We start from the raw sequence: 18525 nt of genomic DNA, 5'->3' as shown, positions 1-18525 counted from the left end.
AGGCGCGGTTTAAATTTAAAACGGTTGAATCGGTTCTTTTTTTCTGTACCGCCGCTCGTGCTGCGGTGCTGCTGATTGCGATTTTTTCTGCGCTATATCCTCCGGTGTTGTGTCCACGAAATAGCTGTCTCGCAGTAGCGTGTATGCCGTTCCTGACGGACCTTCGCGGTTCATCCGTAATATCAATTCTGTCAGCTGGGGGTCGGCGTTTTCGTTATAAACTGCGTCGCGATACAGCCCGACCCATACATCACAGTCCTGCTCGATTTGCCCAGTATCGCGACTGTCTGACGGCAGTGGCCGCTTGTCTACTCGCTGCTCAAGCGCTCGGTTAAGCTGGGTCAGCAGTAGTACAACGCAGTCCAATTCTTTCGCCAGCGACTTCAACCCCTTCGTGATTTCGCCGTAGCTGATATCGCGCCGCTCCGCTTGCTCCCCTTTCATCAGGGTCAGGTAATCGACGGCAATCAGCCCTATGGCGCCACGCCGGCGCTTCACCCGTCGGCATTCGTTAGTGATGTGAGCCAGGGATACAGCTGGGGTGTCATCGATCATAAGGTTTGTTTCCGCTAGCTCCTCCGCTTTTGCCATTGCACGAGCCATCTCCATCTCATCATTCGTGCCGGCGTAAAAAATCTCCGATTTAACTCGCGCCTCCTGGCTAACCATTCGCTCGACAATTTTTTTTGCAGACATTTCCAGCGAGAATGCCAGCGTGGGTAATTGATGATTCAGGGCAAAGTGCCCGACTACCCGGTTATAGAATGCAGTTTTACCCATTTTGGGGCGCGCCCCGATAACAACCAACGCTCCGCGCGAGACGTATTTCGGCGCCATGATTTCGTCCAGCCCTGAAAATCCTAATGTCAACCCGCCAGCGTTTGGGTCGGTGAATCTGCGATCAACTTCGTCTATCCACTCAGCGAGCACATCAGCGAACGGGCGTAGGCCGCCGCGCTTTCCGTTGAATGCGTGCTCAAACATCTGCCCCATGATCTGCTGGATTGACGCCAGTTTTTCGTCAATCGGCTTACCGCCGCTGGCCATGATAATTTCAGTACACGCGATCAACTGGCGCTGCGTGTATCGCGCTATTGCGTTATCACGAACGATGCGCGCGTATGCTGCGGTGTTTGCTGCGGCCGGCACTCGGCATATTTCGACGAGATAGCCGAATCCACCCACCAGCTCAATATCACCGCTGGCCGTCAGCTCAGCTGACAGCGTGACCGCGTCAGTTGGCCGGTCTGTTTTTGCCAGCGCCTGCAGTCCGCGATAAATCCGCTCATGGGCCCGTGAATAAAACGACTCCGGCTTGAGCATCGCCATTACCGCGGCGCGTCGCTCTTCGTCATCGTTGAGCATCAGTCCGCCCAGTACGGCCTGTTCAGCATTGAGATCATGCGGCGGTAAAAAATCAGCCATGTCAGCCATGTTGCCCCGTCCTGTAGCTTTCCCAGTCAAACACCAGCACAGCTGAGCTCTCCATCACCCGGTCCATCGCCCGGTAACCAAGGAAGCCGTCCATTTCATCGCGTGTGTAGTTGCTGATCAGGATGTTGGGTAACATGCGTTCGTAGCGAGTATTAATTACTTCGGATACCAGCAGGCGCTCTGAGTCCGTACCGTGTTGCATGCCGACTTCGTCAATGACGAGCAGGTCTTTTTCGCAATAAAAACTCAGCACTTCGTATTCAGTCCGGTTGCTGCCCTGTCGCCACGAGTCGCGCATTGCGCGAATGATGCGCTGGGCCGTCGTCATGTACGTGTCTATGCCGTGCTGCTCAATCAGTGCGCGCATAATTGCGACAGCTAGATGCGTCTTCCCGGTACCGGGGCGGCCATTCATGACCAGGCTGGAGCCGTTTTCGTAAATCTGACCCCACTCGCTGACAAACTGTCGGCATACAGCCAGGTTGCCATCCGCCTGCTCACTGACGGGCGTGAAATTCTGCAGGGTTGACCGAATAAACCGGCGCCCCACCCCACAATCTGCAGCCAGGATTTCAGAAACGTCGGTAGTCGTTGTCATCGCGATTCACCTCTGAATTTCCAGTTAACTCCGCCGCCCTGATACTGGCGGGCCAGCATGTCTTGCGTTGTGTCCGCTGGTTTCTGCTGGCGCGGCGCTGGTGCTGGAGTGGTCGATACTTCCCAACTGTTTTCAAACTCCCGGCTTGTGCCGTAAAACCGCTGCGCTTGCATGACATACGGCGTGCCAACCTGCCCTTTTGCTGCGCAGAACGCGGCGTAACGCCGAGTGCCCGCCAGCAGGTCATCAGGGCTTACGCCTTCTTTGACGCGGGCCTGAAAGTGCTTGAATGCGTGGTTTTTTGGGTTTGATCCCTCACGTTTTGGATAAGCCTTCCAGCACAACTCAAACTGTTCTGAATAATTTCCGTCTCGCGCACCATGTGTTTTAGGTTCAATGACTGGTTCATTGACTGGTTCAGAAGAGTGATAGGTTCTGGTGCTTTTTGACGGCACAGGGGCTGTGCTTTCTGGCACCACAGGTGGGTCACATGGTGACATACCTATGCTTTTTGACGGCACAGGGGCTGTGCTTTCTGGCACCACAGGGTTATCGAGCGTGAGATAGTAAACGTTCGATTTATTCCCCTTCCCGCTGTTTTCGCCGATTCGGTTTTCTTTAGAGAGAAAACCCATATCTATCAATGCGGTGATGTGGGATTTCACCGCGCTTTTGCTGCATTCGCACTGATCGGCCACGTGCTGGTATGACGGCCAGCACTCGCCTTTGTCATTCGCGTTATCTGCCAGTTTAATCAGGACCAGCTTTCGCAGCGGGTTACCTACTTTGCAGCTCATGGCCTTTGCCATTAATTGCATACTCACGTCACACCCCCAGCGCCTCAGCGATTGCCCGGCATGCGTCTTGATACTGATCGGGCGTCAGGTTTTCGCTGCACAGCTCAGCCTTGCGCTGTTCGTACTGCTCCCACGCCGAGCGCGCAGCCTCGCGACGCGCTTCAAAAATTGGCACGATATCTGCGATGTGTGCCGGGTCGCCGTTCAGACGGAAACCATTGCAATACGTGATAGTTGTCATTGGTTTTGCCTCGGTTTAAACGGTGGTCAGCCGTTGTTGTAGCACTGGCGCCACAGCTGCTATTGCTGCGTTTGCTGTTGCCAAACGCTGTGACATGTCACAGTCGCCTAACAGGATTGCAATCACGGCCTCGAAAAACTCACGGATAGCGATCGACACCAGGTACATTGCGCTCGATTCGAGCCGCGCCCGGCGTTCAGCTGGCAATGCCCGCTTGATGGCTGGCGCCAGCGCCTGAATTTTTCTGTCAGCTGCTCGCGTGTCGCTACGCAACCACCTAAAAATCTGCTGCCGGTTGTTGTTGATAGCTCGCCAGACGTCGCCGCACTCGATATCGTGCAACTTGATGCCCGGATGACCTCCCAGCTCCGCCAGCGCCCGCGATATCTCTATCGCTACTCGCTCCTGCCCCGCTTCTGCGGCCCAATCCTCAACCTCGTTTTTTAAATCCCTGATATCCATTCCGCGTCTCCTACGCATTCGCATTGATTTTTGATAATCAGATTTTTGGGTTAACCCTGGGTATCGTTATGACGCTGGTAGAGATCAGGGTCATAACGCAGCGCACCGTTGGTAACGCGGTCGAGCCGCGCCGCCCGTCGCTCAGGTATTACGTCACCCCAGCGAGACACGGACGCCTGCGACACACCGGCAGCAATGGCCAGCTTTGTTTTACTGCCGAAAAATTTTATTGCGTCATTTTTAAACACGAACACCTCCGTACCTGTAACTTTAGTTTGGAATTTAAAACTTAATAAAAGCTAAGTCAACATAATTTATATTAAGCGCATGAAGACAGAAACACTGAATGAGCGCATTAGAGCGCGACGAACTGAAATGGACATGTCACAGCAGCGCCTGGCCGATGCTGTGAAGGTTTCCCATGTGACGATATTCAAGTGGGAAAATGGCGATTCTCAGCCTAAGGGCCAAAACCTCTTCTCGCTGAGCAGGGCGCTCCGATGTTCACCCACGTGGCTTCTGTATGGCGATGAATCCAGCACCCCGGCGGCACCGGAAGAATTACCGACAGAGCTGGATGACAGACAGCGTAAACTGTTGGATTTGTTTGACTCTCTACCCGAGTCGGAAAAAGAGCGTCATCTGGCAGACCTTGAGCAGAAAGTGGATGGATTTAACGCACTCTTCGAAGAGCTGTTAATGGCTAGAAAAAAATCAAACAAAAAATAATTAAAAATCATTAGCATAATAACTTCCGCTCGCCAACTTAACTTTTTGAAAGTATTTTTGCTTGCCTTTTCACTTACCTTTAGTTAAGGTTATTCCAACGACAGCGAACAGGCAGGACGCCCACGAAGTAGCCGCTACCGGCGCACGAATAGGTAGATGATTCGCACCGAGGCAAAACCAATGACCGCAGTAGTTTGGGTAATGAGTTCTGACAGCGGGAAAGACTGCGCTAACACCAGAGGTTCGGTCGTAAATTCTGGCCTGATTGGGTCGGTAAAGCGACGCCGGATAGCGTAACCGGCACAGATTAGATTCGTTGCGGTGGTGGTAGTAATTGAGCAATGGGCGCGTAACACCACACAAGCCCCCTGTCACGGCAGTGAACGCGGTTGAGTCGTCCGCCCGCGTAAAGAATGCCCCGTGAGGCTTAAAAACAGACCGTCTGCTCCACGTTACGGAGCACACAACAGGTAAGGGTATTGGTTTGTTATGTGTCCCGCGCTTGAGCGGCCAGCACATCAGTAATTATAGGTAGTTACCGAATCCCAATACCCTTACCGTTGTGGTGAATCCGGCTATGCGCCGGGGCGCGTTCAAAGCAAAACCTCGTTTAACAACACTCAGCCTTTGATTCTTGAGCGGGGATCAAAACCGGGAGGCACCCGGCACCACAACCAAATTGACGATCAGGTGATCGGCGGGAAACCCTACCCGCCGCCCGGTTCGACTCCGGGCGTCACAACCAAATCACGTTAGGACCGTGATCCTTGCCAGTAAGCTGCGTGTAAGACCTTGGCGGTGTGGGTTATTACCTTCCCTATCCGCCCTTTTTCACACCACAGCGCGCTCTGATAAATCGGGTCTATTCGGTTTTAAAAGGCCAGAGTGTGTTGTGTTGTGAAGCAAAAAAGCCCGCTTGCGCGGGCTTCTTCACCCCGATCGGCGACCAAACCTTTCGGGAACAGCGCGGGAACCACCCCGCGCCGAGGCAAAACCAATGACAACCAAGGGCCGTCACTGGAGGCTCAAGTATAAAGGGATCGCTATGAAAGCGCCAGATATCAACGTCAAGCTGTACATCCATCACAATCGTTTTAATCCCGCTCCGTTTGTTGCCACCTGTGACATGTCACAATGGAACGGGTTTACGCTCATAGAAGTTCGTGAAATTACAATTCCCGCTCCTCAGTTGTCAGCAGACGATCTCAAAAACAAATACGTCGAGCAGTTACGCCGCCAGCAGTCCAGCATTATCGAATCTGCTCACCTGCAGGCGTCGGAAATTGAAGACCAAATTAAAACCCTGCAATGCATTGACCATCTCTCCCTCAGCGGAATTACCACCGCTTAAACCGAGGCAAAACCAATGACCATGTATGTCGCATCATTCGAGCCGAAAAAATCGGCGATAAAAAGCGGAGCCAAAGCAATGGCTACGCTTGTTGAAGCAAAGACTCAGAAGTTGGCCGCTATGGCGGCAACCATGCTGATTGAAGAGCTATTCCCCGGCTCCAGTGACAATTTTTTTAATCCGACCATTACCGAGGATCGCGTCGGCTCACCGCGTCCGGGAATCGGTAAGTTCAGCACTGATTTCATGGAAGAAAACGAGCTGGTAGATGGCGTGTGGACGCGCAAGCCAGACCCGGCCCCTCAGCGCCCCGCTGAGTTGTCGTTGCAGGAGAAAATCGCAGCGCTGGTGCTACTGGGCAAAACAGATTTGGATGACCACGACTACTCTCTCGTCCTCGATTTTTTTGCTGACGATGAATCAGGCGATGACGACACGCACACTATCGTTAGAGTGCTGTCGCAGTACCCAGCCGTGGCCGCAATGTACCCTGCTCGCGTAACCGAGCTGGTTGCCGAGATCGAGAAAAAATTTAGCCCGCCGATTGATGCTGCGCAGGCCAGCGCGTTCGTCAATAACTGGATATACGGAACATCTGATCGCCATACCCAGAGCGCGCCGCCGGCAGACGCGCCAGCAGTTGAGCGCGTGTGGACGAACATGGATCGGTTGGACATCGGAATAGCGTCGTGCCTCGTGACTGATGCCGACACGTTCGACGGCGTGTCCGCGTCTGATGTGGCTCGAGCGAAGGAGCTGGCTAAATCTGATGACCAGATGTTTCAGCGCTGGTCGATGGCGATCCGACTGCAAGATGGCGCCCTGTCCATCCCCGGCGATGTGTTGCTGGGGCTGCTGCGCGAAGCGAAAAAACGCCCCGAACTGCTCAACGATGCGAACGCGCGCCAGCGTTTGGCTGACGAGTATTTAGCCGCATGGCGCGAAGACGATGGTACGCAGCATGCCGGCGCGGCTACCGCCACACGGCAGCCCGACATCCAAAATCTCGGCTGTGGACGTTTCTCTATCGACGGATTGATCGGCCCCGAATCTGGCGCCTCAAATCAGGGAGAAAAAACGGAAGCGAGCCAGCCGGAGCCGGCGGTCAGCGTCGCGCAGCAGGCCCGCCAGGAGCTCGATGAAATTGGGTATGGCATTTACGCGGGTAATGATGAAGGTGGGGTGCCTGCACCTGCGGATGATTTTCAGGCCCGCGCCGCGGCCGTGGAATCAGCTATCGCAGAAAAGCCTGTTGTCGAGCAAGAAAATCTCAGCATCTGGAAACGTGTGCAGCGCACAGACCCTCGTTACACCAAACCGCTGACGGGCGCTGGCTTTGAAGGCACCAGCATCAATAGCGAATACATGTTCATGCGGGCTACGGAGATTTTTGGTCCGGCGGGCAGCGGATGGGGTCACCGCATTTTGGAAGAAAAGATGTTACCTGGCGCGCCACTAAGTGAAGCAATTTATGACGACAACAAAAAATTCATCGGCACAAAGCTGCTGCGTGACGCGGATGGTTCGCTTATCACCGAATTGAATCACTCGATGAAAATCGCATTCTGGTACATCAACGATGACGGCGGTCACTCAGAGATCGAGGCGTACGGTGCCACTCCGTACATGTACAAAACGCAGAAGGGGATTAAAACCGACTCGGAAGTTATAAAGAAAAGCCTTACTGACGCCATCAAAAAGGCACTTTCCCTGCTCGGTTTCAGTGCTGACGTGTGGCTGGGTATGCATGATAACCCTGAATATGTAGCAGAAAACGAAGTCGAGTTCGGCATTAAGCGAGCCAGTGAAAAAGCGGTTGATGTCACCCGCCTGCGCGAAGAGCTGGACGAAAAACTGGGGCGCGCCGCAGAAACCATTAAAGCGGCCGTCAGCGAAAACGAGGCGGCCAAGGTTTACGGCGTGCTGGCGCGTGAGGTTGAGGTCCACCGCAAGAACGCCGAAGCAAAAGGCGACAGCGACCACGCTAAATACCTGTCTGGCCGCCTGCGCCGCCTGAGCGAACTGAAAGACACCCGCATCGCGGAACTGAAAGCCAAAGAAGGAGAGAAAGCATGAGCACTACCGCTATCGCAATTGCCAGCGATATGGCAAAACTCCAGCGGTTGCTGGAAGAGTCGGATGAACTGACCCCGGAAATGATCGCCGACACAATGCTCGGCATGGAAATGGAGCTCGGTGATAAATTGGATGCCATCATGATCCATACCCGCAACCTGCAGGGGCAGGCAAAGACGTGTGACGATGAAGCCAGACGCCTGGCTGAGCGTAAGTGCTCTTTTGAAAACCGGGAAAAGCAGCTGAAAAAATACGCACTGGATTGCCTGCTGGCTGCCGGTCTGTCATCGCTCAAGACGCCGCGCAACACGTTCACGGCGCGCAAAGGAGTTGCCAGCGTCATCATCGACAATGAGAGCCTTTTGCCGGATGAACTCGTTACAGTCCAAACGCTGGTTGCTCCGGACAAAAAGGCCATCAAGGAGGCAATCGATGCTGGCGTTGACGTCCCCGGCGCTCACATTGAGATCGGGCAGCCGTCGCTGCAGGTCCGCTGACCATCCCGCACCGAGGCAAAACCAATGATGAAACGGACTCACCACCCGCACAAACCGACATACATCACCCTGCCAGACGGCAGGGTTGGCAGGATAGTGACGCATCGGCGCGCTGATGTGTTTTACGACCTACCCTCAGATGTTCGAGTCAGTAACAATCCGCCGGGCGAAAAACTGATTATCGATAATCAGAAATAACCCGCAATCATAAATAAGATAGTGACCTCTTAATGGAGGTCACTATGTATAAAAAATGGCAACCTGGCGCCCGCCTATTATCTGATTTTGATTTAAAAATAGGCCGACTGACCCGCAGCGCCAGAAATAAAACTCTGACTCAGCAGGATATAGACAAGGCCTGCGCCGATGCTGACGAAATAATAAAGTCGCTGGGGAAAAATAATGGGAAAAGAAAACGACATTTTAAGCGAAGACGATTTAATGGAGCTGACGGGTTATAAGTACGCATCAGGCCAGATAAAAATTCTAACCAGGAACGGAATATCCTTTATACCAAATAAAGACGGTCATCCTCGCACAACATGGGCGCATGTTAACGCCGTATTAAACGGAACGCCAGCGCCTGAGCTGGAAGATGATGATGCCGGAATAAACTTTGATGGAATTTAGATTTAATGGGACGAAAGAGACTTAATCCTGAGGATAACAAACTACCTCCGCGAGTCAGGAAAAACAAATACAGCTACATATTCAAACCTGCAAAAACAAAAGAGACGATCACGTTAGGGAAAATTCGTGATTTATCCATAGCGCAGGTTTGGGAAAAATACGAAAAGATTATTAGCTCTAAACGTGACGTAATGACGTTTGGAAAACTGTGGGTATTTTTTCTTAATAGTGAGTATTACAAAGATTTGTCGCCGCGCACTCAGTCTGACTACCTACAGCATCAAAAAAAACTGCTGCACGCGTTTGGTAACGCTAAGGCTGATTCTATCAAGCCGGAGCACGTCAGGCGTTATCTTGATATCAGGGGGAAAAAATCACGCACGCAAGCAAATCAGGAAAAGAGCAGTATGAGCCGGGTTTATCGCTGGGGTTATGAGCGGGGTTATGTGAAAACGAATCCGTGTGCAGGAATATCAAAATTCTCGGTCAAGCCCAGGGATCTCTATATCGATGACGATGTTTATATGGCTATCTATAACGAAGCGACGCTGGCACTACAATGCGCAATGGAGATAGCGTATCTGTGTGCCGCAAGAAGCGGTGATGTGCGTGATCTCGAATGGGCTCAGGAAATGGATTTAGGATTATTTATACAGCAAGGGAAAACCGGAAAAAAACAAATCAAGGCTTATACAGACCGGTTGCGTGCGGCTTTAAACAAAGCAAAGGAGCTTGGCGGCAGCAGATACATTATTGCTAACTCAAAGGGTGGAAAATACAGCAAATCTGGTCTGAATGATTTGTTTCGGAAAGCGAGGTCAGCGGCAAGTGAGAAGCTGGGGCGTCCCTTAACATGCCATTTTCACGATATTAAAGCCAAGGGCATTTCTGACTACGAGGGCAGCAGTCGCGATAAGCAACTTTTCAGCGGACACAAGACCGAAGCGCAGGTCATAACGTACGATAGAAAGGTCAGCGTTTCGCCAACGTTAGATCTGCCGCTAATCAATAATGATGAATAGTTATTCAATAGTAGTCAGTTGATATACCAACACGATATACCAACAATATACCAATATAGATAACGGTCACGGAAATTATCTTCCGTAAGTTATTGAATAGTGGTGGAGAGAGGGGGATTTGAACCCCCGGTAGAGTTGCCCCTACTCCGGTTTTCGAGACCGGTCCGTTCAGCCGCTCCGGCATCTCTCCGTAAAAGTGGTGCCTATAATGCCCTGTTTTATGGCATGTTAACAAGAACAAACCGACGCCTTTGAATTCAAGTGATGACTTAGCGAGCAACACCATGATGAAGTGGCAATGGAAATCCCCTACCCCCGACGCTTTTTCGGACTGGCAGCAGGCGCTGTCGATCCCGCTGTTAACGCCGCTGGCAGAAACTGAACGCCGGCATATCGTCATGCTGTCCAGGCAGTTTCTGCGCCAGAAACGTCTGGTGCCGCTACAGGGGCTGGCGCTGACGGAGCTAATGGCGCAACGCATCGCGCTATTGTTTGCGCTCCCGGTGCTGGAACTGGGTATTGAATGGCTTGACGGCTTTCATGACGTACTGATTCACCCCGAACCCTTTATGGTCGATGGCGAATGGATGGACGAGTTCGGTCTGGTGCATAGCGGCCCCAGCGTACAGTCGGGTCAGAGCTGGGATCAGGGGCCGCTCGTGCTGAACTGGCTGGAGATTCAGGACTCGTTTGATCTTTCCGGATTCAATCTGATTATCCACGAAGTCGCGCACAAGCTGGATATGCGCGGCAACGAGCGGCCGTCCGGGGTTCCCGCCATGCCATTGCGTGACGTAGCACGCTGGGAGCAGGTGCTGCATGCCGCGATGGAGGAACTGCGCGAAGAAATAGAGCTGGTAGGCGAAGACGCCGCCAGTATGGACCCTTACGCCGCAACCGATCCGGCAGAGTGCTTCGCCGTGCTGTCCGAGTATTTTTTCAGCGCACCAGACCTGCTGGCGGAACGCTTCCCGGCGGTATACCAGCACTTTTGCGGATTTTACCGTCAAAGCCCGCTGGAACGTTTGCAGCACTGGCAAGCGAACCCGCCGCAGGTTGATTTGTCACCAGAATGACGCCGAATCCTGCGGATTGTACAGAAGCCAAGCAGTCAGCACAGAATGTCGGTTTTGCCCGTTGACAGCGTAAGGGCACCGCGGATAAGATGCGCCCCGTTCCAACGATTCCTCTGTAGTTCAGTCGGTAGAACGGCGGACTGTTAATCCGTATGTCACTGGTTCGAGTCCAGTCAGAGGAGCCAAATTTATCAAGGGGTTGCGTATGCAGCCCTTTGCATTTCAGAATACTTTCAGAAAACCATTTCAGAATATCCTTTTCGCTACACTGCATAAAAAACCAAGTCTGACAATTTCACGAAAAAGTATCACGCCAGCCCAATAAGTCGCATTTCGATGACTTCCCTGCCCTGTTTTACCATATTAAAAAAGAATGTATCCATCACTGACCAAACTGAAATGACAGCTCAGGGCGTTACCTCCCCAGATGATGATGTCATGAGTGAAACGCACAGCCCTTTTCATCCAGTCTGCCTCGCCCCGACGCACACTCTTCCACCAGGATCCAGCGATCGCACAGAGCACATTATGTGATAAATATCACATAAAAATGGATAACATCCGCTCACAAAACAACCACCAACAGAACAAATGCAAAATCTGCGCAACTTCTTGCTCACTTTCCAGCATAAATCCCTGTTTGAGCAATGGATGCCGTTTTTTCGGGAAGTCTGCGCAACTTTTTGCTCAAATTTGACTTAGGGAAAATTTTACTTAAGTGAATTGTATTTAAAAACAATAAGATATTAATTGGCACGGGAATTGCTCCAGGAACACTGAAGTTACACTTATCGTTCAACAACAAGGAGCAAGACTATGCCAACTCCATGCTATATCAGCATCGAAGGTAAAACTCAGGGCAATATCACCGCCGGTGCCTTCACCTCCGACTCCGTCGGCAACATCTACGTGCAGGGCCACGAAGACGAGATGCTGGTGCAGGAATTCAACCACGTCGTGACCGTGCCGACCGACCCGCAGTCCGGCCAGCCGTCCGGTCAGCGCGTGCACAAACCGTTCAAATTCACCGTCGCCCTGAACAAGGCCGTGCCGCTGCTGTATAACGCGCTGGCCTCCGGCGAAATGCTGCCGACCGTGACCCTGAAGTGGTACCGCACCTCCGTCGAAGGCAAGCAGGAGCATTTCTTCACCACCACCCTGACCGACGCCACCATCGTCGACATCAACAACCAGATGCCGCACTGCCAGGACCCGTCCAAGCAGGATTACACCCAGCTGATCGAAGTGTCGCTGGCCTACCGCAAGGTGGACTGGGAGCACACCGTTGCCGGGACCTCCGGCTCCGACGACTGGCGCGCGCCGATCGAAGCGTAATCGCCTGTTAACCCGGACTCCGGTCCGGGTGTTGTCGTTTTCAGCCTGCCCTGAGCGATGGCGGCGGTCATCGCTGAGTGCGGACGCAGACAGGGAATAAGGAGGAAGTCAGGTGGCCAACAGTACCGGATTGCAGTTTACCGTGAAGGTCGGCGCGTTGCCGGAAACGACGTTCGCGGTGGTGGATTTTGAACTGAGCGAGGCGCTGAACCAGCCGTTTGCGCTGTCGCTGAGTCTTGCCAGCAGCCAGCCCGGCATCGATTTCGGCGCGGTGCTGGACCAGCCGTGCGAGCTGCTGGTGTGGTACGAAGGCGAGCTGCAGCGCCGGGTCAGCGGCATCGTCAGCCGCTTTGCCCAGGGCGACACCGGCTTTCGCCGCACCCGCTATCAGGCCGAGGTGCGCCCGGCGCTGTGGCGACTGGGCTTGCGCACCAACGCCCGTATTTTCCAGACCCAAAAACCGGACGCGATTATCGGCACCCTGCTGGAAGAAGCCGGGATTACCGACTTTGCCTTTGCCCTGCGCCATGAGCACGCGGTGCGCGAATACTGCGTGCAGTACCGCGAAAGCGACCTGGCGTTTATCAACCGGCTGGCGGCGGAAGAAGGGCTGTTCTACTTTCACGAGTTCGAAGCGGGCAAGCACCGGGTGGTATTCGCCGATGACGCCGGTGCACTGACCAAAGGCCCGGAACTGTTCTTCAATCTCGCTACACAAGGGCTGAGCGAAGGCGCTTATGTGCGGCGTTTCCGTTATGCCGAAGCGGTCAGTACCGCCGAGGTGGCGCTGAAGGATTACAGCTTCAAAACCCCGGCCTACGGGCTGCTGCACAACAGGATGAGCAGCGAGCTGGACCATCAGCGTGAATCCTACCAGCACTTTGATTACCCCGGCCGCTTCAAGCAGGACCCGAGCGGCAAGGCGTTTACCGGTTACCGGCTGGATGCGCTGCGTGCCGGGGCGATGACCGGCAGCGGCGAATCCAACGCCGCCGAACTGAGGCCGGGTGGCACCTTTACCCTCACCGAGCACCCGAACCCGGCATTCAACCTGGCCTGGCAGGTGGTGGCGGTGACCCACAGCGGGCAGCAGCCGCAGGCGCTGGAAGAGGAAAGCGGTGGCGAGCCGACCACCATCAGCAACAGTTTCGAGGTGGTGAAAGCCACCACCACCTGGCGGGCGGCCATGCCGTACAAGCCGATGGTGGACGGCCCGCAGATTGCCACCGTGGTCGGCCCGGCGGGCGAAGAGATTTACTGCGACCAGTTCGGACGGGTGAAGCTGCAGTTCCCGTGGGACCGCTACGGCGCCAGCGACGACCAGAGCTCCTGCTGGGTGCGGGTCAGTCAGGGCTGGGCCGGCGGCCAGTACGGGTTAATCGCCATTCCGCGCATCGGCCATGAAGTGGTGGTGAGCTTTCTGGAGGGCGACCCGGACCAGCCCATCGTCACCGGTCGCACCTTTCACGCCACCAACCCGTCTCCGTATACCCTGCCGGCCAGCAAGACCCGCACCTCGCTGCGCACCAGTACCCATAAAGGGGCCGGGTTCAATGAGCTGCGCTTCGAAGACCAGGCCGGGCAGGAAGAGGTGTTTATCCACGCCCAGAAGGACATGAATACCGTGGTGCTGAACAACCGTAGTACGTCGGTCAACGCCAGCCACACCGAGAACGTGGGCGGCGACCAGACGGTGGTGGTGCAGCACAACCAGACGGTGTCGGTGAAGGAAAATCAGGTCACCGAGATTCAGGGCGAGCAGACCGTCGCCGTCACCAAAAACCGCCACACCACCGTCGACGACAACGAGTCGCTGCAGGTGAAAAACAATATCGCCATCCAGTCCCAGAGCGGCGACATCCTGATTGCCACCGCCGGCGGCTTCATCGCCATCGACAAGGACGGCAACATTTCCATTACCGGTAAAGGGTTGGTGCTGAACGGCACCCGTATCGATTTGAACTGAGGGAGCAGCACGTATGTACCAGATGAATGAAGGCACCCTGAGTATTCCGGCGGGCTGGCGCGACGAGTCGCTGCACGTGTTTGTGCTGCCGGGCGATACCGCCAATCTGGTGGTCAACCGCACGCCGATTGAATTCGGCCTGTCGCCGGAGACGGTGTATGAACAGACGCTGGCGCAGTTTTCCGCCCACCTGAAGGGCTATCAGGAGCGCGCCGCCTGGGAACTGACGCTGGACGGCCAGCCCGCGCGCGGCCTGGAGTACAGCTGGCGCTCGCCGGAAGGGCCGATGCACCAGGTGGTGGTGATGCAGGTACGCGGCGAGCTGCTGCTGACCTTTACCGTTACCGCCGCCGGTGAACTGAAAGCGGAACAAAAAACCGCCCTACTGGCGGTCATCGAGACGTTCAAAGCCGCGTCCTGAAGGGAGTCACGATGCTCAACGATATTCTGAGCCGGGTGGCCCGGGTGGGGGCCATGCATGCCGGAAACCGTCCCAACCCGCCCGCCGACCGGCCACAACCCTGTCAGGGTAAACCGCCAACGTCGCCGGGCAAGACCATCAAACACAAGAGTTTTCTCGGTGCACTGGCCGGTGCCGTGGCCGGGGCGCTGGTGGCGGCGGCCGTCGCGGCGGCGGCAGTGTTTCTGGTCGGTGTCACCGGCGGGCTGGCGGTGGCGGCCGTCGGGGCACTGGCGGTGTTTGCTGCCGGTGACCTGATTTCCGCTGTCACCAGCAAGGTCTCGGCGATGGTGGACAGTGCGTCACCGGCCTTCGGGCCGGTCGCGTCGGGCTCGGGTAACGTGTTTGTTGAAAAGCAGCCGGTGGCCCGCGCCACCCAGGACACCGTCGCCTGCACCAAGCACAACAGCCCGCAACTGATTGCCCAGGGCAGCGAATCCGTGTTCGTGAACGACGCCCCGGCCGCCCGTATCGACGATAAAACCGTCTGTGGTGCCACTATCAAGGAAGGGGCCTCAACGGTATTTTTCGGCTCCGGTCAGGGCACCTATCTGGAGATTGCCGACGAGTTCAGTTGGTGGGAAAAAGCGTTGCTGATTGCGGTGGAGTTTCTGGTGCCGCCCAGCCGGGGAATGCTGAAGGGACTGGGAAAGCTGTTTATCCGTGGTCCCAAGGCAGTACTACGCGGAGCCAGAGCAGGGGCAAAGTGGATTGCCGGTCGCCTCGCGGATAAATCATCTTGTGCCAGTAAGGCTTTCAAAGCCAGCAGTGGGCTGACGCGAGCCAAGGCCGCAGTAAAGGCGTTCCTGAAAGACCCGGTCTATATCGCCAGCGGCGAGGTGATTGAATCCCGTACCGATATCGCGCTGGGCCAGACGCTGCCGCTGGTGTTCGAGCGCACCTACCGCTCCGCCTCGGTACATGTCGGGCTGCCGGGCCGCGGCTGGCACGACAGCTGGAGCGAGGTGGCGACGGTAACGCGCGACGGCCTCAACACCCACGTGGTCATCACGCTGGCTCAGGGCTACGACATCGATTTTACCTTCCATCAGGACGTACAGGCGGTGTACTGCCCGCACTACCCTGAATTTACCCTGCACCGCCGGGGCGAGGGTTTCAGCCTGTGGCACCGCGACCAGCAGACCTGGCGCGACTTTAGCGTGGTACAGGGCGAGCACCGCTTGCTGTCGGCCATTCACGATAGCCACGACAACCGCATCGAGCTGGTGCGCGACCCGAAAGGCTACCTGCGCCAGCTGCGCCACAGCGACGGCGTCACCCTGCTGCTGGTGTGGCGGGGCGAATTCCTGCACCAGATACAACGTATCGATGGCGGCCAGAAGACGTTGCTGGCCGGGTACCGCCAGGACGAACAGGGCCGACTGGTGGAAGCGGACGCCACCCACGCCTATCACCTCTATTACGAGTACGACGCGGCCCATCGGCTGACCCGCTGGCACGATAACGACCAGACCTGGGCGCGCTACGAATACGACGCACAGGGGCGCTGCGTCTACACCACCTGCGCCGACGGTTTTCTGACCGCCCGCTTCGACTACCTCCCCGACCGGGTGGTGATGACCGACGGCCTCGGCCAGCGCAGCGAATTCGGCTTTAACGACCTGTACCTGATGAGCTGGGAAAAATCCCCGCTCGGGCACGTCACCCGCTACGAGTACGACGAGGTTGGCAACCTGCTGCGGGAAATCTCGCCCGCCGGGCGGGTGGTCGAGTTCGGTTATCTCGACGACACCGGGCGGGTCAGCACCTTTACCGACGCCAGCGGCCATCAGTGGCAGTACACCTACGACGAGGCGCAGCGGCTGTGCGGCGTCACCGACCCGCTGGGCCGCGAGTGGGGCTGGGTGTATGACGCCGAGGGTAACCCGGAACGGCTTACCGGCCCGGATGCCAGCGAAGTGCGGTTCACCTGGAACCGCTACGGCCTGCTGACCCAGGTGAGCGACGCCGCCGGTGAGGTGCAGGCCCGGCTGCAGTACGACCACCGTCAACGGCTGCTGAGTGCCACTGACGCCGAGAGCCGTACCCAGCAGTTACGCTACGACGGGCAGGACCGGGTGGTGCAGTGGCAACGTGCGGACGGTGCGCGTTTCGGGCTCGGTTATCGCCGGGCCAGCTGGACGCTGCCGGAGCAGCTGATGCGTCCGGACGACAAGGAAGAGCGGCGCCAGTACGACCGCCACAACAACCTGCTGAGCTACGTGGACGGCAACGGCGCGCTGTGGCGTCAGAGCTTCGGCCCGTTCGACCTGCTGACCGCCCGCACCGACGCCGAAGGCCGCACCTGGCGCTACGAGTACGACAGGGAAAGCCAGCAGCTGATAGCGGTTATCGCCCCGGACGGCAGCCGCTGGCAGTGGTGGCTGGATGCCGACGGGCGGGTCATCCGCGAGCGTGACATGACCGGCACCGAGACCCACTATGGCTACGACGAGGACGGCCTGTGCATCAGCGTGCGCAACGGCGAAGGCGACACCCGCCACTTCCTGTACGACGCCCGCGGCCTGCTGCTGCGTGAAACCGCGCCGGACGACACCCTGCACTACCGCTATGACGCCGCCGGCAGGCTGACGGAAGTCACCTCGTCGGTGAGCCACGTACAGCTGGAGTACGACCTGCGCGACCGGGTGGTGCGCGAATGGCACAACGGCACGCTGCTCACCCGGCAGTATGATGACGCGGCCCGCACCGTCACCCGCACCCTGACCTGGGACGGCGACGCCGGGGACACCACCGGCACCCTCGCGCCGCTCACCAGTCTGTTCCATTACACCCGCACCGGCGAACTGCGGCAGGTGCAGTTGCCGGACGGTGCCGACCTGACCCTGACCCAGGACGCGGCGGGCCGCGAGTCACATCGCCGCGGCGGCAGCGGCTTTGTCCAGCAGCGGGAATACGACGTGATGGGCTGGCTGACGCGGGAGCAGAGCGGCGCGCAGCACGACGGCCACCTGCTGGCAGCACAGACACGGGAATACCGCTACGACGGTGCCGGCAACCTGACCGGGGTGCGTCACAACCGCGACGCCGAAGGTTATCGTCTGGACGCCACCGGCCGGGTGCAGGCAGTGCTTAAGCGGTGGTGCGGGCAAACCGGTGGACACCACCGCCCGCTTTCACTACACCCGCAGCGGCCTGCCGCAGGAGGCAGGCCGCCTCACCGAGTGGCAGTCTGGCCGACTGGTTCAGCACGACGACACCCACTACCAGTACGACAGGGCCGGACGGCTTATCCGTAAACAGGTGGTGCAGCCGGGCTACCGCCCGCAGGTGTGGCAGTACCGCTGGGACAGCCGCAACCAGCTACGGGTGGTGGATACCCCGAGCGGCGAACGCTGGCTGTACCGTTACGACCCGTTCGGTCGCCGGGTGGGCAAACGCTGCGACCAGAAAGCCGAAGAGACCCGCTACCTGTGGGACGGCGACCAGATAGCGGAAATCCGCCACTACCGCCACGGCCAGCTGATACAACGCCGTCACTGGGTGTACAACGGCTGGGAGCTGGTGGTGCAGCAGCGCCAGCACCCCGGCGGCGACTGGGAAACGGATTTTGTCACCAGCAGCCAGAACGGCGCGCCACAGGCGCTGTTCGCACACGACGGCACCCTGCGCTGGCAGGCACCGAAAGCCACGCTGTGGGGCCAGCGGCAGACAGAAAAATCGGAAAGTCCGGACCCGGGTCTGGCCTTCGCCGGGCAGCTCCGTGACAGTGAAAGCGGGCTGTGCTATAACCGCTTCCGGTACTACGACCCGGCCGGTGGGTGTTATGTCTCGCCAGACCCGATAGGGGTGTTGGGCGGGGAAAATAACTACGCTTACGCGCCGAATCC

General features: G+C 56.8%; 17 protein-coding genes, 2 tRNA genes and 1 pseudogene. 13 read left to right on the top strand and 7 right to left on the bottom strand.

Going from position 1 to position 18525, the window contains the following annotated elements; translation table 11 throughout:
* Nucleotides 1–15 precede the first annotated feature (15 nt).
* From DDA898_RS08565 to DDA898_RS08540, 6 genes are read right to left on the bottom strand one after another with little or no spacing between them, the layout of a single operon-like run.
* A complete protein-coding gene (locus DDA898_RS08565) occupies nt 16–1434 on the bottom strand; it encodes a replicative DNA helicase (RefSeq protein ID WP_038910917.1) in 1419 nt (472 codons plus the stop codon).
* Complete coding sequence (locus DDA898_RS08560; RefSeq protein WP_050570237.1) at nt 1427–2032, bottom strand: ATP-binding protein; 606 nt, start codon at nt 2030–2032, stop codon at nt 1427–1429. The genes DDA898_RS08565 and DDA898_RS08560 overlap by 8 nt, the downstream gene beginning before the upstream one ends.
* Entirely contained in the window at nt 2029–2850 is an 822-nt protein-coding gene (locus DDA898_RS22795; RefSeq protein WP_236616731.1) for a helix-turn-helix domain-containing protein, read from the bottom strand. The genes DDA898_RS08560 and DDA898_RS22795 overlap by 4 nt, the downstream gene beginning before the upstream one ends.
* 7 nt (nt 2851–2857) lie before the next feature.
* Nucleotides 2858–3070, bottom strand: coding sequence for a hypothetical protein (locus DDA898_RS08550; RefSeq protein ID WP_038910916.1), 213 nt, complete (start codon nt 3068–3070; stop codon nt 2858–2860).
* Nucleotides 3071–3085: 15 nt separating this feature from the next.
* Nucleotides 3086–3532 carry a toxin YdaT family protein gene (locus DDA898_RS08545; protein WP_038910915.1) on the bottom strand — a complete coding sequence of 149 codons (447 nt, stop codon included), beginning with the start codon at nt 3530–3532 and terminating at the stop codon, nt 3086–3088.
* Between the two features lie 50 nt (nt 3533–3582).
* Complete coding sequence (locus DDA898_RS08540; protein WP_033576211.1) at nt 3583–3780, bottom strand: Cro/CI family transcriptional regulator; 198 nt, start codon at nt 3778–3780, stop codon at nt 3583–3585.
* A 79-nt stretch (nt 3781–3859) separates the two neighbouring features.
* Between DDA898_RS08540 and DDA898_RS08535 the strand changes: the two genes are divergently transcribed.
* The 7 genes from DDA898_RS08535 to DDA898_RS08510 all read left to right on the top strand — a co-directional run bounded on the left by DDA898_RS08535 (nt 3860) and on the right by DDA898_RS08510 (nt 9837).
* On the top strand, nt 3860–4261 hold the full coding sequence (locus DDA898_RS08535) for a helix-turn-helix domain-containing protein (protein WP_038910913.1): 402 nt from the start codon (nt 3860–3862) through the stop codon (nt 4259–4261).
* A 1045-nt stretch (nt 4262–5306) separates the two neighbouring features.
* The gene (locus DDA898_RS08530; RefSeq protein WP_152490678.1) at nt 5307–5612 is read left to right on the top strand and encodes a hypothetical protein; all 306 of its coding nucleotides are present in this window, start codon (nt 5307–5309) and stop codon (nt 5610–5612) included.
* Nucleotides 5613–5627: 15 nt separating this feature from the next.
* The gene (locus tag DDA898_RS08525) at nt 5628–7688 is read left to right on the top strand and encodes a phage-associated endonuclease (RefSeq protein WP_038910911.1); all 2061 of its coding nucleotides are present in this window, start codon (nt 5628–5630) and stop codon (nt 7686–7688) included.
* Nucleotides 7685–8185, top strand: coding sequence for a siphovirus Gp157 family protein (locus DDA898_RS08520; protein ID WP_038910909.1), 501 nt, complete (start codon nt 7685–7687; stop codon nt 8183–8185). The genes DDA898_RS08525 and DDA898_RS08520 overlap by 4 nt, the downstream gene beginning before the upstream one ends.
* Nucleotides 8186–8427: 242 nt before the next feature.
* Nucleotides 8428–8646, top strand: coding sequence for a hypothetical protein (locus DDA898_RS22200; RefSeq protein ID WP_071604520.1), 219 nt, complete (start codon nt 8428–8430; stop codon nt 8644–8646).
* Nucleotides 8588–8815, top strand: a complete 228-nt coding sequence (locus DDA898_RS08515) for a DUF4224 domain-containing protein (protein WP_038910908.1) — start codon at nt 8588–8590, stop codon at nt 8813–8815. Before DDA898_RS22200 ends, DDA898_RS08515 begins: the two co-directional genes overlap by 59 nt.
* Nucleotides 8816–8820: 5 nt before the next feature.
* Nucleotides 8821–9837 carry a tyrosine-type recombinase/integrase gene (locus DDA898_RS08510; protein WP_038910907.1) on the top strand — a complete coding sequence of 339 codons (1017 nt, stop codon included), beginning with the start codon at nt 8821–8823 and terminating at the stop codon, nt 9835–9837.
* Between the two features lie 100 nt (nt 9838–9937).
* Here DDA898_RS08510 and DDA898_RS08505 read toward each other — a convergent pair.
* Nucleotides 9938–10027 (bottom strand) — tRNA-Ser (locus DDA898_RS08505).
* A 94-nt stretch (nt 10028–10121) separates the two neighbouring features.
* Between DDA898_RS08505 and mtfA the strand changes: the two genes are divergently transcribed.
* From mtfA to DDA898_RS08475, 6 genes and pseudogenes are all read left to right on the top strand, one after another.
* Nucleotides 10122–10913 (top strand): DgsA anti-repressor MtfA, encoded by a 792-nt coding sequence (gene mtfA / locus DDA898_RS08500; protein WP_038910906.1) that lies wholly within the window; start codon nt 10122–10124, stop codon nt 10911–10913.
* A 109-nt stretch (nt 10914–11022) separates the two neighbouring features.
* A tRNA-Asn gene (locus DDA898_RS08495) sits at nt 11023–11098 on the top strand.
* A gap of 631 nt (nt 11099–11729) precedes the next feature.
* Nucleotides 11730–12248 carry an Hcp family type VI secretion system effector gene (locus tag DDA898_RS08490; RefSeq protein WP_013318572.1) on the top strand — a complete coding sequence of 173 codons (519 nt, stop codon included), beginning with the start codon at nt 11730–11732 and terminating at the stop codon, nt 12246–12248.
* Nucleotides 12249–12360: 112 nt separating this feature from the next.
* Complete coding sequence (locus DDA898_RS08485) at nt 12361–14214, top strand: type VI secretion system Vgr family protein (RefSeq protein WP_038910905.1); 1854 nt, start codon at nt 12361–12363, stop codon at nt 14212–14214.
* Nucleotides 14215–14227: 13 nt separating this feature from the next.
* Entirely contained in the window at nt 14228–14635 is a 408-nt protein-coding gene (locus DDA898_RS08480) for a DUF1795 domain-containing protein (protein WP_038910904.1), read from the top strand.
* A gap of 11 nt (nt 14636–14646) precedes the next feature.
* Nucleotides 14647–18525, top strand: a pseudogene (locus DDA898_RS08475) (RHS repeat-associated core domain-containing protein); the annotation flags it as partial.

This window comes from Dickeya dadantii NCPPB 898 (genome assembly GCF_000406145.1).
Taxonomy (GTDB): domain Bacteria; phylum Pseudomonadota; class Gammaproteobacteria; order Enterobacterales; family Enterobacteriaceae; genus Dickeya; species Dickeya dadantii.
Note: the sequence above shows the minus strand (reverse complement) of the source record. Positions and strands in the feature narration are given on the sequence as shown.